The sequence below is a fragment of the Bacillus sp. EB106-07-01-XG149 genome (assembly GCF_058791555.1).
In genome coordinates this window covers 1,022,927-1,044,304 of sequence record NZ_JBYTDP010000001.1, presented here as the reverse complement: position 1 = coordinate 1,044,304, position 21,378 = coordinate 1,022,927, and the positions used below count along the sequence as shown (strand labels likewise).

General features: G+C 34.3%; 26 protein-coding genes. 19 read left to right on the top strand and 7 right to left on the bottom strand.

All coding sequences use genetic code 11. The features are described 5' to 3' along the window. Positions 1 to 8 precede the first annotated feature (8 nt). Together AC3WTA_RS05325 and AC3WTA_RS05320 are read left to right on the top strand one after the other, a co-directional pair. Positions 9 to 554, top strand: a complete 546-nt coding sequence (locus AC3WTA_RS05325; RefSeq protein WP_000543156.1) for a short-chain dehydrogenase — start codon at positions 9 to 11, stop codon at positions 552 to 554. 13 nt (positions 555 to 567) lie between these two features. Then, entirely contained in the window at positions 568 to 1,179 is a 612-nt protein-coding gene (locus tag AC3WTA_RS05320) for a phosphoserine phosphatase 1 (RefSeq protein WP_000859200.1), read from the top strand. Between the two features lie 45 nt (positions 1,180 to 1,224). Here the strand turns inward: AC3WTA_RS05320 and exsB are convergent, their stop codons facing one another. Continuing rightward, positions 1,225 to 1,803 carry an exosporium protein ExsB gene (gene exsB / locus AC3WTA_RS05315; protein ID WP_000817494.1) on the bottom strand — a complete coding sequence of 193 codons (579 nt, stop codon included), beginning with the start codon at positions 1,801 to 1,803 and terminating at the stop codon, positions 1,225 to 1,227. 181 nt (positions 1,804 to 1,984) lie between these two features. Between exsB and cotH the strand changes: the two genes are divergently transcribed. From cotH to AC3WTA_RS05275, 8 genes are all read left to right on the top strand, one after another. Further along, positions 1,985 to 3,061: a spore coat protein CotH gene (gene cotH, locus AC3WTA_RS05310; protein WP_492332839.1), complete on the top strand. Its 1,077-nt coding sequence runs from the start codon at positions 1,985 to 1,987 to the stop codon at positions 3,059 to 3,061. Positions 3,062 to 3,167: 106 nt separating this feature from the next. Beyond that, positions 3,168 to 3,785, top strand: a complete 618-nt coding sequence (locus tag AC3WTA_RS05305; RefSeq protein ID WP_000216907.1) for an NUDIX hydrolase N-terminal domain-containing protein — start codon at positions 3,168 to 3,170, stop codon at positions 3,783 to 3,785. 104 nt (positions 3,786 to 3,889) lie between these two features. Beyond that, positions 3,890 to 4,492: an undecaprenyl phosphate transporter UptA gene (gene uptA, locus AC3WTA_RS05300; protein ID WP_000881203.1), complete on the top strand. Its 603-nt coding sequence runs from the start codon at positions 3,890 to 3,892 to the stop codon at positions 4,490 to 4,492. A 97-nt stretch (positions 4,493 to 4,589) separates the two neighbouring features. Further along, the gene (locus AC3WTA_RS05295) at positions 4,590 to 5,969 is read left to right on the top strand and encodes a putative polysaccharide biosynthesis protein (RefSeq protein WP_002096686.1); all 1,380 of its coding nucleotides are present in this window, start codon (positions 4,590 to 4,592) and stop codon (positions 5,967 to 5,969) included. Positions 5,970 to 6,153: 184 nt separating this feature from the next. Further along, entirely contained in the window at positions 6,154 to 7,095 is a 942-nt protein-coding gene (locus AC3WTA_RS05290; RefSeq protein ID WP_000932392.1) for a magnesium transporter CorA family protein, read from the top strand. A gap of 198 nt (positions 7,096 to 7,293) precedes the next feature. Next, positions 7,294 to 8,190, top strand: a complete 897-nt coding sequence (locus AC3WTA_RS05285) for a permease (RefSeq protein ID WP_000418724.1) — start codon at positions 7,294 to 7,296, stop codon at positions 8,188 to 8,190. A 3-nt stretch (positions 8,191 to 8,193) separates the two neighbouring features. Then, positions 8,194 to 9,063 carry a TIGR03943 family putative permease subunit gene (locus AC3WTA_RS05280; protein ID WP_000488062.1) on the top strand — a complete coding sequence of 290 codons (870 nt, stop codon included), beginning with the start codon at positions 8,194 to 8,196 and terminating at the stop codon, positions 9,061 to 9,063. A gap of 195 nt (positions 9,064 to 9,258) precedes the next feature. Continuing rightward, positions 9,259 to 9,765: an acyl-CoA thioesterase gene (locus AC3WTA_RS05275; RefSeq protein ID WP_000141167.1), complete on the top strand. Its 507-nt coding sequence runs from the start codon at positions 9,259 to 9,261 to the stop codon at positions 9,763 to 9,765. Positions 9,766 to 9,891: 126 nt separating this feature from the next. Here the strand turns inward: AC3WTA_RS05275 and AC3WTA_RS05270 are convergent, their stop codons facing one another. Next, the gene (locus AC3WTA_RS05270) at positions 9,892 to 9,978 is read right to left on the bottom strand and encodes a YjcZ family sporulation protein (RefSeq protein WP_000505094.1); all 87 of its coding nucleotides are present in this window, start codon (positions 9,976 to 9,978) and stop codon (positions 9,892 to 9,894) included. Between the two features lie 160 nt (positions 9,979 to 10,138). On the opposite strand from AC3WTA_RS05270, the gene cls reads away from it, so the two are divergent. The 4 genes from cls (at position 10,139) to AC3WTA_RS05250 (ending at position 13,047) form a co-directional block, all read left to right on the top strand. After that, entirely contained in the window at positions 10,139 to 11,323 is a 1,185-nt protein-coding gene (cls, locus tag AC3WTA_RS05265) for a cardiolipin synthase (RefSeq protein WP_000680136.1), read from the top strand. Between the two features lie 31 nt (positions 11,324 to 11,354). Further along, positions 11,355 to 11,813 (top strand): spore coat protein, encoded by a 459-nt coding sequence (locus tag AC3WTA_RS05260; protein ID WP_000340554.1) that lies wholly within the window; start codon positions 11,355 to 11,357, stop codon positions 11,811 to 11,813. Between the two features lie 189 nt (positions 11,814 to 12,002). Further along, positions 12,003 to 12,182, top strand: a complete 180-nt coding sequence (locus AC3WTA_RS05255; protein ID WP_001045960.1) for a hypothetical protein — start codon at positions 12,003 to 12,005, stop codon at positions 12,180 to 12,182. A 244-nt stretch (positions 12,183 to 12,426) separates the two neighbouring features. Continuing rightward, on the top strand, positions 12,427 to 13,047 hold the full coding sequence (locus tag AC3WTA_RS05250; protein WP_000861615.1) for an NAD(P)-dependent oxidoreductase: 621 nt from the start codon (positions 12,427 to 12,429) through the stop codon (positions 13,045 to 13,047). Positions 13,048 to 13,072: 25 nt separating this feature from the next. Here the strand turns inward: AC3WTA_RS05250 and AC3WTA_RS05245 are convergent, their stop codons facing one another. The 3 genes from AC3WTA_RS05245 to AC3WTA_RS05235 all read right to left on the bottom strand — a co-directional run bounded on the left by AC3WTA_RS05245 (position 13,073) and on the right by AC3WTA_RS05235 (position 15,942). Beyond that, the gene (locus AC3WTA_RS05245; protein WP_000217333.1) at positions 13,073 to 13,555 is read right to left on the bottom strand and encodes a DUF456 domain-containing protein; all 483 of its coding nucleotides are present in this window, start codon (positions 13,553 to 13,555) and stop codon (positions 13,073 to 13,075) included. Position 13,556: 1 nt separating this feature from the next. Beyond that, positions 13,557 to 14,864 (bottom strand): hemolysin family protein, encoded by a 1,308-nt coding sequence (locus tag AC3WTA_RS05240; RefSeq protein WP_000353741.1) that lies wholly within the window; start codon positions 14,862 to 14,864, stop codon positions 13,557 to 13,559. A gap of 208 nt (positions 14,865 to 15,072) precedes the next feature. Continuing rightward, the gene (locus AC3WTA_RS05235; RefSeq protein ID WP_000055288.1) at positions 15,073 to 15,942 is read right to left on the bottom strand and encodes a hypothetical protein; all 870 of its coding nucleotides are present in this window, start codon (positions 15,940 to 15,942) and stop codon (positions 15,073 to 15,075) included. 244 nt (positions 15,943 to 16,186) lie between these two features. Here AC3WTA_RS05235 and cbpA point away from each other — a divergent pair, with 244 nt between their 5' ends. From cbpA to AC3WTA_RS05215, 4 genes are all read left to right on the top strand, one after another. After that, positions 16,187 to 16,834 (top strand): cyclic di-AMP binding protein CbpA, encoded by a 648-nt coding sequence (gene cbpA / locus AC3WTA_RS05230; protein WP_001220512.1) that lies wholly within the window; start codon positions 16,187 to 16,189, stop codon positions 16,832 to 16,834. A 436-nt stretch (positions 16,835 to 17,270) separates the two neighbouring features. Continuing rightward, positions 17,271 to 18,608 (top strand): branched-chain amino acid transport system II carrier protein BrnQ4, encoded by a 1,338-nt coding sequence (gene brnQ4, locus AC3WTA_RS05225; RefSeq protein ID WP_404487249.1) that lies wholly within the window; start codon positions 17,271 to 17,273, stop codon positions 18,606 to 18,608. A 67-nt stretch (positions 18,609 to 18,675) separates the two neighbouring features. Next, complete coding sequence (gene csaA, locus AC3WTA_RS05220) at positions 18,676 to 19,005, top strand: chaperone CsaA (protein ID WP_001263043.1); 330 nt, start codon at positions 18,676 to 18,678, stop codon at positions 19,003 to 19,005. A gap of 17 nt (positions 19,006 to 19,022) precedes the next feature. Next, on the top strand, positions 19,023 to 19,550 hold the full coding sequence (locus AC3WTA_RS05215; RefSeq protein WP_000351101.1) for a DUF1572 domain-containing protein: 528 nt from the start codon (positions 19,023 to 19,025) through the stop codon (positions 19,548 to 19,550). Here the strand turns inward: AC3WTA_RS05215 and AC3WTA_RS05210 are convergent. Beyond that, on the bottom strand, positions 19,523 to 19,828 hold the full coding sequence (locus AC3WTA_RS05210) for a permease (RefSeq protein WP_116480642.1): 306 nt from the start codon (positions 19,826 to 19,828) through the stop codon (positions 19,523 to 19,525). The genes AC3WTA_RS05215 and AC3WTA_RS05210 overlap by 28 nt on opposite strands. A 4-nt stretch (positions 19,829 to 19,832) precedes the next feature. After that, a complete protein-coding gene (locus tag AC3WTA_RS05205; RefSeq protein WP_340983991.1) occupies positions 19,833 to 20,129 on the bottom strand; it encodes a hypothetical protein in 297 nt (98 codons plus the stop codon). Positions 20,130 to 20,218: 89 nt separating this feature from the next. Here AC3WTA_RS05205 and spoIIP point away from each other — a divergent pair, with 89 nt between their 5' ends. Continuing rightward, entirely contained in the window at positions 20,219 to 21,373 is a 1,155-nt protein-coding gene (gene spoIIP / locus AC3WTA_RS05200) for a stage II sporulation protein SpoIIP (protein WP_001079285.1), read from the top strand. Positions 21,374 to 21,378: the final 5 nt, after the last annotated feature.

Below are 21,378 nucleotides of genomic sequence, written 5' to 3'. Positions count from 1 at the left end.
GGAAGAAGTTGCATGCGCTAGTAATTGGTGGAACAGGAATGCTAAAGAGAGTTTCTATGTGGCTTTGTGAGCAAGGATTTCATGTTTCTATTATTGGACGAGATAAAGTGAAATTAGAAAATGTTAAGCGAGAGAGTGCTGCGCCAGAAAGTATCACATGTCTTCCGTTAGATTATCATAATGATGACGATGTAAAGCTAGCTATTAAAAGCACAATTGTGCAGAATGGCCCAATAACATTAGTTGTCGCATGGGTACACGCAAGTGCGAAGGATACGTTGTCATTCATATGTAGAGAAGTGGATTTGTCGTCTGAAACATACAACGTTTTTCATATTTTTGGTAGTAAAGCGTCGCGTATACCCGCACAAAAAATAGGTGGTACGCGATGTAGCTACCATAGAATAATATTAGGTTTTATATTAGAAGATACATACGGGAGATGGCTTACCCATGAAGAAATATCGGATGGGGTAATAAAAGGAATTGAGAATAAATGTGATGAATGGATTGTAGGACGAGTAGAACCGTGGGAATTGCGGCCAAAATGGTAAGGGGGAATGTGAAATGAAAACAACTGTATATGTAACAAGGCACGGTGAGACGGAATGGAATGTATCGAAACGAATGCAAGGCCGGAAAAATTCTGCTTTAACTGAAAATGGTATGTTACAAGCAAAGCAATTAGGAGACCGAATGAAAGATTTATCTATCCATGCGATCTATAGTAGTCCGAGTGAAAGAACCCTTCATACTGCAGAGTTAATAAAGGGCGATCGTGATATACCGATAATAGCGGATGAGCATTTCTATGAAATTAACATGGGTATATGGGAAGGACAGACAATCGCTGATATAGAAAGGGAATACCCAGATGAAATACAATTGTTTTGGTATGAGCCACATCTTTTTCAGTCAACATCAGGAGAAAATTTTGAGTCTGTTTATAAAAGGGTAATTGAGGGGATACAGCTTCTTTTAGAAAAGCATAAAGGAGAAAGTATATTAATTGTTTCCCATGCGGCAGCGGCAAAACTACTTGTAGGACATTTTGCGGGTATTGAAATAGAAAATGTGTGGGATGATCCATTTATGCATAGTGCTAGTCTAAGTATAATAGAATTTGAAGAAGATAAAGGTGAAGTGAAGCAATTTGCAGATATAAGTCATTTTCAATGAACGTAAAAAAGGCCGCAAAACGGCCTTTTTTTGTAGGCATAAAAACTAGCAATTACGTTTTTTATACCAGAAGTGATCGAATTTCTTGTTTTTGCAAGATGGGAATTTATGTCCGCCTTTGCAATCATTCCATTTGTGTCCATTATCGTGACAGTCTCTGCCATGATCACATGAATCATCGCACGAGTGACCGTCTCTATGCGGGAAGAATTCGCATTTTTTACAGAAACTTCGTTTTGTCCAGAAAAATTTCTTTTCAAAGCGTATGCATTTTGTAACGAAAGTACAATGTTTTCTACGAGTACGTTTTGTAACTAAAACGCATTCTTTTCTACGAGTCACTTTCGTAACGAATGTCCATTTTTGAACGCGCACACGAGTACATTTTGTAACAAATGTCCATTTTTTTACGTGCGTACATTTTGTAATAAAAGTACAATGTTTCACGCGAGTACATCTTGTTCTTGGACATTTACCCCCAGTTGTACATTTACAACCTGTTGTACATCGATGATGAGAGAATTTATCATCATCGCACTCAAAAGTACTTGGATCTTGGTGTAAGAAATCCTCCATCCCAGCACTTTTGATTTCTTCAACAGCTTTTCTAATATCACGTTTCATAGAAATCCTCCTTATCATGTATTCAGGTGAAAAGGTATTCTTTTTCCTTAACATGATATGAGATATGACGTCTTTCTGAACAAGACAAGAGTGTAATTTTATATAAATGGATGATAGCGGATGTATGGACAAGACAAGGCGCATACATTGAATGAAGAGAACTGAGAAGGGATGAGAAAACATGCTACCTTCATATGATTTTTTTATTCATCCAATGTACTTAGTGGAATTAAAAAAAGACATTTGGTCAGATAGTCCAGTGCCAGCAAAATTAACTTATGGAAAAAAGAAGTATGATATTGATATCGTATACCGGGGGGCTCATATTCGTGAGTTTGAGAAAAAGTCTTATCATGTTATGTTTTATAAACCGAAAAAATTTCAAGGTGCGAAAGAAATTCATTTAAATTCTGAGTTTATGGATCCGTCTCTCATACGAAACAAATTATCTTTAGACTTTTTTCATGATATTGGTGTACTTTCACCAAAATCACAACATGTATTTATAAAAATTAATGGTCAAATTCAAGGTGTATATTTACAGTTAGAATCAGTTGATGAAAACTTTTTGAAAAATAGAGGATTACCAAGTGGTTCTATTTATTATGCAATAGATGATGATGCGAATTTTTCTTTAATGAGTGAGAGAGATAAAGATGTTAAGACCGAGCTCTTTGCGGGTTATGAATTTAAATATTCGAATAAAAATAGTGAAGAACAACTGAGTGAATTTGTATTTCAAGCGAATGCTTTGTCGAGGGAAGCTTATGAAAAAGAAATTGGGAAGTTTCTACATGTTGATAAATATTTAAGGTGGTTAGCTGGCGTTATTTTCACACAAAACTTTGATGGTTTCGTTCATAACTATGCACTATATCATAACGATGAAACAAATTTATTTGAAGTGATACCGTGGGATTATGATGCAACTTGGGGGCGAGATGTACAAGGGAGACCACTTAATCATGAGTATATTCGCATTCAAGGCTATAACACGTTAAGTGCAAGATTGTTAGATATACCTGTATTTAGAAAGCAATACCGAAGTATTTTGGAAGAAATACTAGAAGAACAATTTACGGTTTCGTTTATGATGCCGAAAGTTGAAAGTTTGTTTGAATCGATTCGTCCATATTTACTACAAGATCCATATATGAAAGAAAAATTAGAAACATTTGATCAAGAAGCTGATATGATCGATGAATATATAAATAAAAGAAGAAAGTATATACAAGACCACTTACATGAATTAGATTAATTTTGAAAGAGATTGGAACATTATCAATCTCTTTTTTTGTATAATAAAGATGTATCAACAAAACTGACTTACTATTCACTTAAAAGAGTATGGGGGATGTGGAAACATGACGGTAAAATGGATTGATTGGGTAAAACAAATACAAGCTATAGCCCAAGCGGGTTTAACGTATTCTAAAGATGTGTATGATATAGAGCGTTTCCAACAATTACGGGATATTTCCATTTCGATGATGTCACATTACACAAAGACAGATTGGGAAATAGTAGAGAAATTATTTGCAAGTGAGACAGGCTATCAAACACCAAAAGTTGATATAAGAGCAGTCGTTTTTCAAAATGAAAAGTTATTATTTGTGAAAGAAAAAAGTGATGGGAAATGGGCATTGCCAGGTGGATGGGCCGATATCGGTTATACGCCAACAGAAGTAGCAGCAAAAGAAGTTTTAGAGGAGACGGGTTATGAAGTAGATGATTTTAAGCTATTCGCTATATTTGATAAAGAAAAACATCAACCATCGCCTTCAGCAACACACGTATATAAAATTTTTATTAGCTGTAAGATTATTGGTGGCGAAAAGAAAACTAGTATTGAAACAGAAGATTTGGAGTTTTTTGGTGAGAATGAATTGCCTAATTTATCGATTGCTAGAAATACAGAAGAGCAAATTAAAGAAATGTTTGCCTACATGAAAGAACCTCAAAAAGAAACTTTAATAGATTAATCATGCTTATGCCGATAAAATTGTTGAAATGAAGATATTGGCAGAATGCGACCTTTATGTAATAATGGGATGGTATGTGAAGAAAAAAGGAGATAGAAAATAAAATGTTAGCAAGCATAATAGATCAGTTATTGCAATTTTTTGCAAGCTTAGGTTACTTTGGAGTAGCGCTAGCTTTAATGATTGAAATTATCCCGAGTGAAATTGTACTTTCGTATGCTGGATTTTTAGTAGCGGATGGTAAAATTAGTTTTGTTGGTGCAGTTATCGCCGGAACTATTGGTGGTACTTTAGCCCAAATCTTTTTATACTGGCTTGGATATTACGGAGGGCGTCCGGTTGTAGAGAAATATGGAAAATATCTACTTATTAATAAACACCATTTAGACATAGCAGAAGGTTGGTTTAAGCGTTACGGGGCAGGAGTGATTTTTTCTGCACGCTTTATCCCAGTCGTACGTCATGCAATCTCTATTCCAGCAGGATTAGCTAAGATGCCATTAAAACTATTTACACTGTATACTGTAGTTGCGATTATTCCATGGTCAATACTATTTATATACTTAGGTGAAAAGCTTGGTGGAAATTGGAGACACATTAAAGAGTATGCATCTGATTACACACATTACATAATTATAGGAGCTGTTCTCTTTGTTGCTTTATACTTCGGTTTAAAGTATTTAAAAAAGAAAAAAGCAGCGCGTTAAAGTCAATGATTGTTCATTGGCTTTTTTTATTTGTTTCGGTTCTAAAAAAAAGGAGTTGTCCATAATGTGTAATAATAAAGCGTAGCGGAGGAATGTGATGAAAGGGTCACCGTTTATACGTGGAACGATATTTTTAACGATGGCAACGATGATATCTAAAATGTTAGGATTTATATATGTTATACCGTTTACAGCAATGGTCGGTACGAGTGGGTACGTTTTATACACGTATGCTTATCGCCCATATACGATTATGCTCAGCATTGCGACGATGGGACTACCACTTGCAGTTTCAAAAATGGTATCAAAATATGATCAACTGAATGATTATCATACAGTTAAGAGAGTACTTAAGAGTGGTATCTTTTTTATGTTAATAATGGGAGTCATCTCATGTTTAGCGCTATATATATTAGCTCCACATTTAGCTAAACTTGTAATCGATGGAAATGATCAAACGGGGAATAGTATAACAGCGGTTACTAATAATATTCAAATTGTAAGTTTTGCGTTAATACTTGTACCAGTAATGAGTTTATTAAGGGGCTTCTTTCAAGGGTTTCAATCGATGGGGCCTTCTGCTTTAAGTGTAGTTGTTGAGCAATTTTTTCGGGTCTTAACCATATTAATAGGAAGCTTTGTCGTTTTATATATTTTAAAAGCTTCTATCTCGCTAGCGGTTGGTATTTCAACGTTCGGTGCTTTTATGGGAGCGATAGGTGGATTAACAGTTTTAAGTGCGTATTACATAAGGAGGAGAAAGCACTTAAAGAAAAAAGAGATGGCAAGTATACCGCAAACAACGAAATCTTTCTTCTCGCTGTATAAGGAGCTCTTTACATATTCAATACCGTTTGTTGTGGTTGGTTTAGCAATTCCGTTGTATCAGACGATTGATACATTTACAATTAATAAACTACTTATACAAATAGGGTATATGCAAGGAGAAGCGGAGAAGATTAATGCAATAATTGGTCTTGTCCAGATGGTTGTACTTATCCCGGTTTCCGTTGCGACTGCTTTTAGTATGTCTCTCGTACCTGAGATGACAAAAGCCTATACAGCAGGGAATGTGAAGTTACTGTACAAACATTTTACGAGGACGAATGTATTAGTAGTAGCAATTACGGTACCAGCGGCAATTGGAATGATGTTGTTAGCAAAACCAGTATATACTCTTTTATTTGGTGCCGGAAATGATCCGGAGATGGGGAGAGTTATTTTACAGTATTATGCTCCTGCCTGTATACTATTTTCGCTTTTTACAGTTACAGCTGCGATGTTACAAGGAATTAATCAACAACAGAAAACAGTGCTAGGATTAGTAATTGGTATTATTGTGAAGATAGTTTTAAATATCGTATTGCTTCCTTATTTCGATTATGTAAGTTTTATTATTTCAACATACGCTGGTTATACGATTTCAGTTGGCTTTAACTTGTGGATGCTTTCTAAATATGTTATAAAGGCAACATAAGCTTTTTAAGGCAGAGAGCACTCTGTCTTTTTCTTTGTTTAGAATATTTTTCTTATAAAAACGTTTTCAAAATAATTTTTCTATTGAAATTTAAACGTATGTTTCATATGCTGAGAATGGCGGTTCAAAAACTGTTATGTAAGAGAGGTAGATTCCTACATGTAAAAAGAATCGGGGTGATAGTATGTTAAATATTTATTTAACAGACCGAAACGGAAAACTACAAGAGGTTGAGGAAATGCAAAAGGGTTGCTGGATTAATGTACTTCATCCAACGGAAGAAGAAATTCAATATCTAGTACAAACTTTAAATGTAGACTTAGATTTCATTAAAGACCCTTTAGATGATGAAGAACGCTCTCGTATTGAAAAGGAAGACAATAATACTTTAATAATCGTGGATATTCCAACAGTTAGACATGATGAAGAAGGAAATTCGATTTATGACACGATTCCAATAGGTATGATTGTAATGCCAGATTGCTTTGTGACAATTTGTTTAGAAGAAAACCCAATTTTTGAACGCTTTATTAATCAACGTATTAAAGAATTTTATACGTTTAAAAAGACACGCTTTGCACTTCAGCTCTTATATACGATTTCTACTTATTATTTAAGATACTTAAAGCAAATTAACAGAAAAACAATCGATTTAGAGCATCAATTAAATAAGTCGATGAAAAATAAAGAGATTTTCACATTGCTAGGCCTTGAAAAAAGTTTAGTTTACTTTACAACATCATTAAAGGCGAATAAAATTGTAATTCAAAAATTAATGCGTAATAGTACATTTTTAAAAATGTATGAAGACGATCAAGATTTATTAGAAGATGTATTAATTGAAAATAAACAGGCTATTGAAATGGCGGAAATATATAGTCACATTTTAAGTGGAATGATGAATACTTTTAGCTCCGTTATATCAAATAATTTAAATAGTGTTATGAAACTGTTAACGTCTATTACAATCATTTTATCGTTACCAACGATGGTTTCTAGTTTCTTTGGAATGAACGTAAAGGTACCGTTTGAAGGGGAAGCACATGGTTTTGTAATTGTACTCATAATATGTGTAACACTATCTTTCACATTAGCATTTGTTTTTTGGAAGAAACGTTACTTTTAATGAGAAGAAAGCTGCTCTAGCATAGTTGTGTAACTGCGCTAGAGCAGCTTTTTTGCTATGAAATCCTAAATTTTGAATAGAATATAACTTATAAAATGTAATGTATATGAAAGGGGTGAATTCCGTATAAGTCTTGTCCAATTCATAAAATGAGGTTAAAATTACATATTGTTAATGAAAAGTTGGAGGAAATACATCATGGAATTGTTTCAATTACCGAAAGCATTCCTGCAAATGAATACAATTTTTATCTCCATATTGATCGAAGCACTTCCTTTTGTGCTCATTGGTGTATTTATTTCAGGATTCATTCAAATGTTTGTAACAGAAGATATGGTAGCAAAATGGATGCCGAAAAATCGATTTCTGTCTGTTTTAATGGCTACTTTTTTAGGGATGATGTTTCCGGGCTGTGAATGTGGAATCGTTCCGATTGTAAGGCGATTAATCGGAAAAGGGGTTCCGCCATATGCCGGGATTGCATTTATGTTAACTGGACCAATCATTAATCCAGTCGTATTATTTGCAACATACGTTGCCTTTGGAAGTAGTATGCACATGGTATGGTATCGTTCTATTGTAGCGATTATCGTAGCAATTATCGTTGGAATTATATTATCATTTATGTTTAAAGAACATCAATTACGAGATGATCACTTCCCAGAAGTGAATCATAAGCGTCCATTACGTAAAAAAATGTGGGATGTATGTACGCATGCTGTTGAGGAATTTTTCTCGATGGGAAAATATTTAGTATTAGGTGCGTTAATTGCAGCGGCAGTTCAAACGTTCGTACAAACTTCAACACTTCTTGCTATAGGACAAGGGCCGTTCTCTTCACCAGCTGTTATGATGGGACTAGCTTACATATTATCACTTTGTTCAGAAGCGGATGCGTTTATTGCTTCGTCATTCCAAAGTACATTTTCAACAGCGTCACTTGTCGCGTTCCTCGTATATGGACCGATGGTGGATATTAAAAATATGTTTATGATGCTTGCAACGTTTAAAACGAAATTTGTAATTGTCGTTACAGTTACAGTTACACTTGTTGTTTATGCAAGCTCACTACTCATTTATGCGATGGGGTGGTAGGTTATGTTTCGAGCATATATATTGTTAGGTTTTACAATCTTAATCGCGCAGCTTCATATTTCCGGTAATATTACGAAGTATATCAATATGAAGTATGCTTATTTATCAACAACAGCAGCTATTATTTTAGGTTTTTTAACGGTCGTTCAAATTATTATCGTATTCCAAAAAGAACATCAGAAAGAACAAGAAAAACAAGATTGTAGTTGTGATCATAGCCATTGCGGGCATGATCATTCAAAAGATGAGAATACATGGTGGAAAAAAGCATTTTCGTACTCATTGTTTTGTTTTCCGATTGTCTCAGGATTGTTTTTCCCGATTGCAACGTTAGATTCAGATATCGTTAAGGCGAAAGGATTTCATTTTCCTGTTGCGCAAGCAGAAAGTACAGATCCATTTATGACAAGGCAATTTCTAAGACCTGATACGAGCATTTATTACGGGAAAGAAGGATACCGTGGTGTAATGGAAAAGGGGAAAAAAGAGTTTGTTACGAAAGATAGTATTACTTTAAAAGATGAAGATTTTCTAAAAGGAATGGAAACAATTTATAATTATCCTGGCGAGTTTACTGGGAAAAAATTATCTTTTAAAGGGTTTGTTTTCAAAGATGACTCTTCTCAAAAAGAACAATATTTCTTATTCCGTTTCGGGATTATACATTGTGTAGCGGATTCTGGTGTATATGGTATGTTAGTGAAAAAACCAGAAGGTGTAGAATGGAAAAATGATGATTGGATTCAAGTTGAAGGAGAAATATCAACGGAATTTTATCAGCCATTCCATGCGAATATCCCTGTATTAGAAGTAACGAAATGGAATAAGGTTGAACCGCCAAAAGAACAATATGTATTTAGAGGAGCCGATTGATAACATCGGTTCTTTTTTGTGGACTAAGAGTTCTGAATGTTGTTAATATTAAACGTGTAGTGATAGTAAGCTCATGCCGTTCTAGTGTTAATAGGAAATAGAACTCTTACCGAACTTCTTTGCTCCAGCCGAATTTTGTGGTGGGAGTCTTAATGTCTGCAAATAGCGGGTTAAATAATCAAAGAGGTGATAACAATGACTGAAGTAAAAGGGAAAACAGCGAATGAGTCTAGAGTGTTTAAAACGAGCCGAGTATTTCCAACAGATTTGAACGATCATAATACGCTATTTGGTGGGAAGATATTAGCCGAGATGGATATGGTTGCTTCTATTTCAGCAACGAGACATGCAAGAAAAGAATGTGTCACAGCATCTATGGATTGGGTAGATTTCTTACATCCTGTTCGCTCTTCAGATTGTGTTAGTTATGAATCTTTTGTAATTTGGACGGGTAGAACTTCTATGGAAGTATTTGTGAAGGTAGTAGCAGAAGATTTAATTTCAGGTGAGAAACGTATAGCAGCAACGTCATTTGTTACTTTTGTTGCGCTTAGTAAGGAAAATAATCCGGTTCCTGTGCCGCGAGTTATCCCTGAAACAGAAGAAGAGAAAGAATTACATCGCATTGCAGTGTTACGTGCAGAACAACGCCATATACGTAAGGCGGAGAGTAAGAAAGTAGCTACATTATTAACTTTTTGAGTTGAATATGTAGTCGTTAAAGGTACAATAACAAACGGAAATATTTTTCATATGAAAAGCGGACACCTAAAAATAGGTGTCCGCTTTTATAGTTTTTTCATCCACATATCATATGACGATAACTACTTAGCAGAAGCAAGCAGCACCGACGATGATTAAGAGGATAAATAATACGACTAATAGCGCGAATCCATTACCATGTGCGAAGCCCATTGTTATTTCCTCCTTTTATTTTAAGATACAACATACAATATGCAAATGAGCTATCGTTTGATATGGACATATATCATGTAATGACATATTTTCTTGAATGATATTGTATTAAAAAAGGGAAGATATAGAAATAACAGTAAGTGGAGGAAGGAAAATATCCATGAAACACTTTTTCGTTGTAATCCTTTGTTTAATAGGTGTATTCATATGGATGAACATCGATGTGGAAATGGGGAAAAAAATGGCTAGTGAATATGAATTAGGACAAGTTCGATTAGGTGAATTTCAACTATATACGAACGGTGAAGAGTTATATACGAAATTATTTGAGGATATACGTAATGCAGAAAAATACATATATATCCATTTTTATATTGTAGGTAAAGATGAAATAAGCAAAGAATTTTTGCAGTTACTCGAGAAAAAGGCATCGAGTGGAGTAGAAGTGAAATTGTCAGTTGATCGAATAGGTGGATATAAGCTGAAGAAAAAGATAATTCGTCAACTAAACAGCAATGGTGTCCAGTTTACGTTTAGTAAAAAACCTAAATTGAAACATTTATTCTATTCGTTGCATCAACGAAACCATAGACGCATTGTTACGATTGACGGAAAAGTATCATATATCGGCGGCTTTAATATTGGAAAGGAGTACCTTGGACAAGATCCGAAATTTGGCCCGTGGCGTGATTATCATGTGCGAGTCAACGGGAATGGTGCCACGGATATGGAAAGAAAATTTGCTGCTGACTGGAAAGAAGATACGGGAGAAAAAATGCCTGTACATAAAAGTATACCTGCAATTGGACATGTAAAATATCAATATTTATTTTCAAATGGAAAAGGGTTATGGGAAAAATATGGAGCGCTTTTAAAGCAGGCTAAAAAGTCTTTAATTATTGCTACGCCATATTTTGTACCAAGTAAAGAAATGATGAAAGAGTTAAAAGGTGCATTAAACCGAGGTGTCAATGTGAAAATTCTCGTACCATTTAAAAGCGACGCAGTATTGTTAAAACAAGCTGCCTATCCGTATTTGAGAGAGATGAACCATGCTGGAGCAGAGATCTATCAATATCGGAATGGTTTTTTTCACGGGAAAGTAACAATCATTGATGGAGAAATTGTTGATATAGGTACAGCGAATTTTGATAATAGAAGTTTTTATTTAAATTGTGAGTCTAACTGTATCATATATGATACAACAGTTGTTGCTGACGTATGGAGCCGATTAAAAGAAGACTTTCATAAATCAAAAAGATTTTCAGAAGAAGACTTTGAGAAAATTAGTAAGTGGAATTGGTTTTTAGCAAGAATAGCAAATGTTATAGCATCATATTTATAACATATAGACAAAAGAGAAGGGAGGCATTTTCATGGATTGTATGAAAGAATTAATGAGGTATAGTTATATGCTTATTTATAAGGTTGGGGAGTATACAGGAAAGGTAAGAGACGAAGAATTAAAGGAGCTATTACAGCATCATTTACCATATATGTTGCAAGCGTATAATGAACAAGTGAATTTTCAAGAAGGAGAGAATGTACAGCATATAACTTGTGAACCAATTTCATCTCATTTTCATGAAATGGAAAAGGAGACTGATAGTAAATATACAGGGGATGTCCATATTGCAACTTGTTATATTTCGCATTTAAAACGGTTAGCACTAAAGTTCGCTCAAGTAGCAGTTGAAGTTGCGAATCCAGAATTCCGCTCGTTTTTAGAAAATTGCTTCCTGAAAATGAATCGTTATGCCTATAGTGTATGGCAATATGTTGTGAAGAAAGAGTATAAGATTAAACATGTATATGAAAATGAGGAGTTTGCATAAGAAACTAAGGCGGAAAGATAGGCGCCTTAGTTTTTTTACTTTTCATGGAGAAAAAAAGAATAGGTGTCTGTATTTATTATCAGAAAATTTACAAATATTTACCGTTTATTTACTATTTTTCAATCTTTCCTTTAAAAATAGAGAGTAATATGGGGGTTGTACATATTCTATCTAAAGGAGGAAACGCAAATGAACAAATGGGTTAAATCATTAACTGCTATGGCACTTGCAAGTTCTTTATTAATGGTAGGTTGTAGTAAAGGTGAGGACAAGAAGAAAGAAGACGATACAACAACACAACAAGAGGACAAAAAGGATAAAGAAACAAGTGGAACTGAGAAATCTACAGATTCTAAAGAAAAGAAATAAAGTGAAACTTTAATCAGTGGGGGCATCCCCCACTGATTATTAGTTGAACCAATCGGGCTTTTACGGGCAGTTGATCCCCATCTAACTTCTTTGTTTTTACTGAATTTTGAGGTGGGGTCTTACTGCCCGTTAAAGCGGGGTAAAATAATAATAGAGCTTCCTCTTATATATGAGGAAGCTTTTTTGTTGAAAATTGATTAAAATTATTGAAAAATAGAGAAAGAATGAAAAAGGGGGAAAACAAATGAAAGTATGTATATTGGGAGCAACTGGTCGAGTAGGTTCAAATATAATAAAATTAGCATTAAAGGATGCAGCTGAAGTGACTGCATTAGCGCGTGATTTAAATAGAATAGAAATAAATCATGAAAGGTTACGAGTTATAGAAGGTAATGTATGGAATGAAAATGATATAAAGAAAGTGATAGAAGGAAGCGATATAGTAATTAGTGCACTTGGAACGGATCAAAATGGGACATTGGCAAAGAGTATGCCACATATTATAAAGAAAATGGAAGAAGTAGGGGTTCATAAGATCATTACAATAGGAACAGCTGGTATTTTACAAGCAAGAACAAATCTAAATTTATATCGTTTTCAATCAGCTGAATCAAAAAGGAAAATGACAACAGCAGCAGAAGATCATTTAGCTGCATATAAGATACTTAGTAGTAGTAATTTATGTTGGACGGTCGTTTGTCCGACGCATTTAATAGACGGTGATGTGACAGGAGTGTATCGAACTGAAAAAGATGTATTACCAGAAGGGGGAGCGAAAATAACAGTTGGTGATACAGCGCAATTTACGTGGAATCTGTGTAGTGAAAACAAATATAAGAATAGTCGAGTAGGTATTTCATATTAAAAAAACCATCCCGAAATTGGGATGATTAAAAGATGATATAACATACAAATATGAGAATCATAATGATTTGGAGAATAGCTTTCGCTACTGTACTGCTTAAAAAACCAACTACAGTAGCAACTCCTACTAGAAAGGCGTCTTTTGGCGCTTTTTTATGCATTAGTTCTGTAATAAATACCGATAAGAACGGTATGATAATTAAACCGAATGGTGGGAAGAAGAAAGATCCGACAATGATAGAAATCATACCGACACGCTCTCCCCATTTAGAACTCCCGTATTTCTTTAAGAAATATCCATTTGCAATAAAATCAGCAATGAAAATAAATAGTGTGAAAATGACTTGAATAATCCAAAAGGAAGTTGTTAGTTCTCCGCCATTTATACCAAAATGGTAAATTAAATATCCAGCCCAGACAGCAAGGATGCCTGGAATGATAGGATAAATAAAGGCGAGAAATGAAACAATGAAACAGGCAATGATACAGATTGTTAATAATACTGTCACTTTATAACTCCTTCTTCGTGTCTAATTTATGCACCGCAATTTTTTTCACTTGATGTCCATCAAGTTCTAGTGCTTTAAATTGAAAACCGGCAAATTCAATGGAATAACCAGCTTCAATATTTAAATCAACTGCTTGAGAGAGGAGCCAGCCTCCAATTGTATCTAAATCGCTATCATCAATATGCAGGCCAAACATATCATTTACTTCAGAAATGAGCACCTTCCCATCTAAAACAGTAAGCTTCGGCGTACGTTTTTCAATCATAGGTGATTCATCCGCATCAAACTCATCTTGAATTTCTCCAATGATTTCTTCAAGAATATCTTCCATTGTTAAAAGTCCAGCAGTACCACCATATTCATCCATAACGATTGCCATCTGAACGCGATTCTTTTGTAGATGTACTAATGTTTTGCGAATTGGAACAGTTTCAAATACAGTTAGTACTGGATGTATGTAAGATTCAAGTGGTTTATGAATGTTTTTCGTTTGATCGTGAAATATTTCTTTCGTATTGATCATACCGATAATATCATCTTTATCTTTTTCGATGATCGGATAGCGTGTATACTTTTCAGTTGCGACGATATCCATATTCTCTTCTAACGTATTTTCTGTAGATAAGCAAATCATTTCTGTACGAGGGACCATAATTTCTTTCGCGACCCGGTCGTCAAATTCAAAAATATTATTTACATATTTATATTCGGTTTGGTTTATTTCGCCGCTTTTGAAACTTTCACCTAAAATGAGTCGTAGTTCCTCTTCAGAATGGGCAAGTTCATTTTCTTTCGCAGGCTCTAAACCGAGTAGTTTTGTGAAAAAGATTGCCGTACTATTAAGTAGCCAAATGAATGGATACATAATTTTATCAAATAAAATAAGTGGTCGTGCAAACTTAAGTGTGATTGCTTCTGCTTTTTGAATGGCGAAAGACTTTGGAACTAATTCACCTAATACAACATGGAAAAATGTAATAACACTAAAAGCAATAATAAAGGATAAAGTATTCGCCATTGTTCCAGTAATATTAATCTTTTCAAAGAGCGGTCGTAGTAAATGTTCCACAGTCGGTTCACCGAGCCAACCAAGCCCTAAAGAAGTAATCGTAATCCCGAGCTGACAAGCTGATAAATAAACATCTAAATTAGATAGGACACTTCTTGCAGCTAAAGCTTGTTTATTGCCTTCATTTGCAAGTTGGTCAATGCGACTTTTTCGTACTTTTACAACAGCGAATTCTGATGCAACGAAAAAGCCGGAAATAAGGATGAGTACAAAGATGAGAAAAATATTTAATATGTCCAAGTGTGTTCTCTATTCCGTAGTTTGGAATAAAGATGTCACCTCCTGCGATTATGTTATACTTTTATAATAAATCCAAACGAAAAGAATAGTCAAAGAAAAAGGGTAAATATTGGTATGTTTCTGCAATTGTTTTTGAATTTGCTGTTATTTTGTCCGCTATACAAAAGGAATAACCCCCTACTTTCAGATTATAGAGGGTTATTTCAAATTAAGGTTTTGGAATACTTCTCGTTAAAGCGTATGATTGTTGTTTAACGTGATTTGTCGTCCATAGTGTTTGAAGGAAAGAGAGTATGCAATATGGGATATACAAAAGTAATAAGCTAATTGTAACAATAACAGGGGCATTTCCGCCGAATTGAACGATAAATTGCAATAGTCCGCTTGCATGAAAAACGCATTCCATAATAACGAATGAAAGAATAATGGAACCTAGAATAGATTTGTGATTCGAAGTAAGCGCTAAAAACAATGTATCTACAAGGAAAGAAGATTGTTTTATTTCATATTCATTTGTGTTACTTAAGAAAGGAACCCACTTTTTTATTGCTTGCATAACGATAATCATGGAAGTACTACAAACGATGATAAAAGATGAGTAGTAAGGAAGCTTTATCAATTTTGTGATGTATAGGAGTAGTAATAAGACTGAGCATTGTAATAATACAGTACAAAAAGAGTACGGTATCCATTTTAATAAAGAAGTGAACTTCTTAACCGATTGAGGTGCTTTAAAAAATAAATGGCCGATCCCTAAGCTGATAAAGAATCCGATTGCAAGAGTAAAGGTAAAACGAACAATCGATAAAAAATATATTTCCCATATGTAAGGGAATAACGGTGTTGAATGATTAGAAGTGTTAACCATTTGATTTGCTGAGAAAAAGATAGATTCGTGCATCCAATCAATCTTTGGAATTGTCATAGAAGAAAGTTGTGCGAAGTTATGAAAAATGCTTATAAAGCCAGTTATGTATGAGTATTTATGTGTAATGAATAATGCAGGAATAGGACTAATGATAAATATAATGAGAACACCAACGATAAATTTACATATATGTGAGCGCAATAAAGACATGTAATCACCTACTCTTAGAATATTCAGAAAATTCTTATTCTTATTTTAGCTTTTTTTGGCGTAAGTTACAATATATTTTTCTTAAAGAAATTTAGTATTGTAGGGGATATAAGTGAATGAAACGTGAATAAATTATGACAAGAAAATGAATAATTTTCAGAAAAGTAAAATAAATCATTTATTTTTTTCTGAAAATATAATATAGTTATGGCACAGAAAGTATTTTAACATAAGGAGGCTGTTTATGAGGATTAAAGGGAATTATGTGCCGAAAAGGGAAGTTTTATTTTGCTCAAGTTCAATTACGATAGGGGAAGCACTGGAGCATTTAAATAAAACTGGGTATCGTTGTGTACCAGTTTTAGATGAAAAAAAAGAGAAATATTTAGGGAATGTATACAAAGTAGATATTTTAGAATATAAAGGTTCGCTTGAAGAGAGTGTAGTACAATTATTAAACGATAAAGAAGGTTATGTTAGAGAAGATTCTTCGTTCTTTAAAGTGTTTTTTACAATAAAAAAATTACCTTATTTATCAGTAGTTGATGAAAATGGAGTCTTTCTTGGAATTTTAACGCATAAAAAGGTTTTCGAGTTATTAGAAGATGCTTGGGGCGTTCATTCTAGTAAATATTCTGTCATGATTGGGACACAAGATTATAATGGGGCCATTCAAAAATTATCGACAGTATTAAAAAAATATACAGGTATCCAAAGTTTAATGACTTTTGATAATGATGCCTTATTAGTTCGTAGAATTATGTTTACATTAGGAGAAGAGTTTAACGATGGTGAATTAGAGACGTTATTGAAAGATTTAGAAGATCATGGATTTAGAGTTGTGTATGTGGAAGAGATGAAAAATCCACGTGAAGTTGAAACGATAGAGTAACATACAAAAGCCATCTAATTATGTTGGATGGCTTTTACTATGTTACGTGTATAAAATTATTTGAAAATAACGATAGGATAAAAGTTGAGATTGTAACAATATTTGTGTGAAAGAATGAAAAATGTAGATAATTTTGATTTTCAAAAAAATCAATTTGAAAATATGTTTTTATTTTTCAACTAAATATGTTACTATATGTGTGATAAAAACAAAGAGGTCTGACAACTATACTCCACGCAATACCACTCTAATGAGTTAAAAATTCAAAAAAATCAAAAATTAATAGTTAGAGTAAGAATAAGGGGAATGGAGAAATTATGGAGAAAGACACTGCTTTGTAAGGGGCATATTTTATCATCTTGAGCAGAGAGGAGGATGCATAGCATATTGTGAAAATAGAGAAAAACAATGAAAAAGTGCTATGCAAATGAAAAGTATGAAGGGACGTTTAAGGCCAGGTGATACGGTAGCAATTGGTTTAATGTTATTTGCACTATTTTTAGGAGCAGGAAATTTAATTTTCCCACCAGTTTTAGGGCAACAAGCTGGAGAGAATGTTTGGATTGCTACAATTGGATTCCTAGTAACGGGAGTCGGATTACCCCTATTAGCTGTAACAGCTGTCGCGTTTGTAGAGGGGGACTTGAAAGCGCTATCTTCTAGAGTTCACCCTGTATTTGCGTTTATTTTCCCATTGATTAGTTATTTAGCGATTGGACCATTTTTCGCGATTCCGCGTACGGGAGCTGTTTCATTTGAAATGGGTATGAAGCCATTTCTATCAGAGGCATTGGTTTCAGAGTGGTACATGCTATTTCTTTTCACTATAATTTTCTTCGGAATAACGTGGTATTTATCATTAAATCCATCTAAATTAGTGGATTGGTTCGGGAAATTTCTTACACCATTGTTAGTATTGATTGTTGCTGTTATTGTCGGAAAGGCAATTATTGATCCGATTGGAGAACCAGCTGCACCGCTAGCGGCATACAAAGAAAATGCTTTCTTTGGTGGATTTATTCAAGGATATTTAACGATGGATGCAATTAGTGCACTTGTCTTTGGAATTGTCGTTGTACAAGTTATCCGCTCTAAAGGGATAAAAGAGAGTAGTGAAGTTGCAAAAATAACAGTAGTATCAGGTATTATTGCTGTACTTGGTTTAACGTTAATCTATTTATCACTTGCTTATCTTGGTTCAACGAGTACATCACTTGGTGTCTCGGAGAATGGTGGACTTATTTTAACGAATGTTGTAAATGAGTTATATGGAACAAGTGGTAAAATTTTATTAGGACTTGTTATTATACTTGCTTGTTTAACAACTTCTGTTGGATTAACATCAGCTTGTGCTGGTTTCTTTACAAACATATTCCCAAAACTTTCGCATAAAGCGATTGTAACGATGGTATGTGTGTTTAGTTTAATTGTATCTAACCTAGGTTTAACACAATTAATTGCAGTCACTTTACCAGTGTTAATGATCATTTATCCAGTTGCAATCGTATTAATTGTACTTTCTTACTTCCATAAATGGATAGGGAAGCGTAATACCATTTATATTGGGGCTATTTTAGGCGCATTGTTAATTAGTTTCTTTAACGGTTTAGAAAGTGCGAATATTAAAATTGACGCGATTTCTAACGTACTACAAATGTTACCATTATATAATGAAGGAATAGGATGGTTAATCCCATCATGTATTGGCGGGATCCTCGGTTTCTTCTTCTATAAATCAAATGAATCAAGTGAACTACAAAAGAAAGGTGCTTAGGCGCCTTTCTTTTTTTAAAAGGGAATTTTTGTGTTTTGTCTAAGTAATAATTGGGAGGAATGATAAATTGGCTAATTTTGAAGATTTTTTAACTTTGGATGTAAGAATTGGAACTGTAACACATGCAGAGGAATTTAAAAAAGCTAGAGTTCCAGCAATTAAACTAGAAATTGATTTTGGAGAGCTTGGAATTAAGCAGTCGAGTGCTCAAATTACGAAGAGATATACCCCAGAAGATTTAATCGGTCAGCAAATCGTTGCTGTTGTAAATTTTCCGCCAAAACGTGTAGCTGGATTTAAATCAGAAGTGCTTGTTCTTGGAGGAGTACCTGAAGATGGTGATGTCGTATTACTACAGCCTAATATGGAATTACCAAATGGAACGAAAATTAGTTAGTGTAAAGGCGGGGGAACATGGATATTGGACGAGAATATTTACAATGTGCGATTTCGAATTTTAAAGCAACAAAGAAACAAGGGGAACGGGTGCTTTCTCAATTATCATATGAACAAATCGAATGGTCTTCTCATGAAGCAACAAATAGTATAGCGGTTATTATAAAGCATCTGCATGGTAATATGCGTTCTAGATGGACGGACTTTTTAACGTCTGATGGTGAAAAAATAGATCGTAACCGAGATGCTGAATTTGAAGCTGGTTATTCTTCTAAGGAAGAGGTACTCAAATCATGGAATGAAGGATGGGAATATGTTTTGAAAACGATGCATGTGCTAACGCCAGAAGATTTATTACAGACGGTATATATTCGTGGTGAAGCACATACTGTCATGCAAGCAATAGAAAGACAAATTTCTCATTATGCTTTGCATATAGGACAAATTATTTACATCGGTAAAATGTTAAAAGAAAACGAGTGGGAATGTTTAAGTATTCCTAGAGGACAGTCTGCACGTTATGTAGAGAAAAAACGTTCAACATAACAATAGGAAAGAAACCGATATAAAATGGGAAATAAGAAAATCACCCAAATAATAGATGGTTCTGTAATCATAAGCATGCTACCAAAAATAAGTCCATATATAATAAGAAAGAAATTAAAAAGCGTATTTACGGGGATAAATCGTGAGATGAACACTTGCTGTCGCTTAAAGCAATCACTGTGAAATAAATAAAAGCGGAAGTACGATGTGGCAGTAATAAGATCTTTCTTTCGCGCAATTCTTTTTTTGCATGTATGACAGATGAATGGTGGTTGCATTTCATTACGCTCCATTTTTTATTTTCGTAATAATGTAAGACAAGATTAAGTGCAAGGTGTATATCCCTACATACGCTCCTGATATAAGAAAAAATGGATTTAGTAAAATTCCATGAATGCTTGTCATAAAAACTAAATCTTGTATTAAAACGTCATATATATTAATAGAAATAATTGTACCGAGTACATAAAGTGCTAAGTAAGCTGAAATATGTAAAGCAACACGGATTGTAGGATGCTTAGCAAGCCAATAAAAAATAAATGATAGTACAAAGGGTAATGTTCCAATTAGTAGCTTCAATTCATTTCACCTCATTAACAATATAGCCGGAATTTAGACGGTCTATTCTCTAGAGCTTGTACATAACTTGGAATAGAGAGGGTGATAGTATGAATCGAGGCTTTTTTTATGTGAAATTCACAAGTGTACGTAAGTTAATTTTACTTATTATTGCTACAGTACTTGCGACTTTTTTTCTTATTAGTATGATGGTAACTTCTATGAAAGAGACAAAGTCAACGTATTTATATAATTGGTTAAATGAGTTATCGATGAATGGTTACATGTACGTACTTGGGAAAGAGAATCATTATTTTACACAGGAGTATCGAAATTTAAATCAAGATTTTTCGATTTCTTCTTTTCTCTTTTCGATGGCTACGAATATTCGTTTTAATGATGTACGCAGTTTTGTCGGCAAAGAGCTACCTGGTTTTGGTAAGTACGATACAGAAATTGTAATTGCGGGTGAAGGGACAAATTATTCTAACTTACCGATAGAGTCGAGCGTTCCACTTGAAGAAGTGGTAAAAGAACGGACTGGTGAAGGTGGACAGGCTCAAAAGCCAGATACGAACAAAGAGAAAAAGCAACCGGCTCAAACGACAGGAAAAAGACAAGTTGCGTTTATTTATCATTCGCATAGCTGGGAATCTTATTTGCCGTTACTAAATTTAGCAAACGATCCAAATCCGAATAAAGCGACCAGTTCTGTCACGAATATTTCAATAGTCGGCGAACGATTTCGTGAACAATTAGAAAGTGAAGGGATTGGAGCTGCTAACGACAAGACTGATGTCGGCCAAAAGTTGATTAGTAAAGGGTTAAATAGTAATAGTTCTTACAAAATGTCGCGGGAAATTGTACAAGAAGCAATGACCGGCAATAAAGAACTGCAGTACTTCTTTGATTTACATCGTGATAGTGCTCGGAAGAATGTTACGACAAAAGCAATTGGAGATAAATCATATGCAAAGCTTGCTTTCGTAATAGGGAAAGGCAATAAAAATTATGAAAAGAACTTACAATTAGCAACGGCTTTACATGAGACGATTAGCAAGAAGTATCCAGGAGTGAGTCGTGGTGTCATTCAAAAAGGATTCCAAACAGGAAATGGTGTCTACAATCAAGACTTGTCAGGGCAAGCGATATTAATTGAAGTTGGTGGCGTAGATAATACGGAGGAAGAACTAAATCGATCGATTGATGCCCTTGCTAAAGCATTTGGTGAATATTTCTGGCAGGCAGAAAAGGTGAATGGATAAAATGA

Coding starts and splice junctions, on each gene's coding strand:
- cls (WP_000680136.1), top strand. CDS start 10,139: ATGAAACACTTTTTCGTTGTAATCCTTTGTTTAATAGGTGTATTCATA.
- AC3WTA_RS05210 (WP_116480642.1), bottom strand. CDS start 19,828: ATGCAACCACCATTCATCTGTCATACATGCAAAAAAAGAATTGCGCGA.
- uptA (WP_000881203.1), top strand. CDS start 3,890: ATGTTAGCAAGCATAATAGATCAGTTATTGCAATTTTTTGCAAGCTTA.
- AC3WTA_RS05275 (WP_000141167.1), top strand. CDS start 9,259: ATGACTGAAGTAAAAGGGAAAACAGCGAATGAGTCTAGAGTGTTTAAA.
- brnQ4 (WP_404487249.1), top strand. CDS start 17,271: ATGAAGGGACGTTTAAGGCCAGGTGATACGGTAGCAATTGGTTTAATG.
- AC3WTA_RS05270 (WP_000505094.1), bottom strand. CDS start 9,978: ATGGGCTTCGCACATGGTAATGGATTCGCGCTATTAGTCGTATTATTT.
- AC3WTA_RS05215 (WP_000351101.1), top strand. CDS start 19,023: ATGGATATTGGACGAGAATATTTACAATGTGCGATTTCGAATTTTAAA.
- AC3WTA_RS05305 (WP_000216907.1), top strand. CDS start 3,168: ATGACGGTAAAATGGATTGATTGGGTAAAACAAATACAAGCTATAGCC.
- AC3WTA_RS05290 (WP_000932392.1), top strand. CDS start 6,154: ATGTTAAATATTTATTTAACAGACCGAAACGGAAAACTACAAGAGGTT.
- exsB (WP_000817494.1), bottom strand. CDS start 1,803: ATGAAACGTGATATTAGAAAAGCTGTTGAAGAAATCAAAAGTGCTGGG.
- AC3WTA_RS05280 (WP_000488062.1), top strand. CDS start 8,194: ATGTTTCGAGCATATATATTGTTAGGTTTTACAATCTTAATCGCGCAG.
- AC3WTA_RS05320 (WP_000859200.1), top strand. CDS start 568: ATGAAAACAACTGTATATGTAACAAGGCACGGTGAGACGGAATGGAAT.
- cbpA (WP_001220512.1), top strand. CDS start 16,187: ATGAGGATTAAAGGGAATTATGTGCCGAAAAGGGAAGTTTTATTTTGC.
- AC3WTA_RS05260 (WP_000340554.1), top strand. CDS start 11,355: ATGGATTGTATGAAAGAATTAATGAGGTATAGTTATATGCTTATTTAT.
- spoIIP (WP_001079285.1), top strand. CDS start 20,219: ATGAATCGAGGCTTTTTTTATGTGAAATTCACAAGTGTACGTAAGTTA.
- AC3WTA_RS05285 (WP_000418724.1), top strand. CDS start 7,294: ATGGAATTGTTTCAATTACCGAAAGCATTCCTGCAAATGAATACAATT.
- AC3WTA_RS05250 (WP_000861615.1), top strand. CDS start 12,427: ATGAAAGTATGTATATTGGGAGCAACTGGTCGAGTAGGTTCAAATATA.
- AC3WTA_RS05295 (WP_002096686.1), top strand. CDS start 4,590: ATGAAAGGGTCACCGTTTATACGTGGAACGATATTTTTAACGATGGCA.
- cotH (WP_492332839.1), top strand. CDS start 1,985: ATGCTACCTTCATATGATTTTTTTATTCATCCAATGTACTTAGTGGAA.
- AC3WTA_RS05235 (WP_000055288.1), bottom strand. CDS start 15,942: ATGTCTTTATTGCGCTCACATATATGTAAATTTATCGTTGGTGTTCTC.
- AC3WTA_RS05255 (WP_001045960.1), top strand. CDS start 12,003: ATGAACAAATGGGTTAAATCATTAACTGCTATGGCACTTGCAAGTTCT.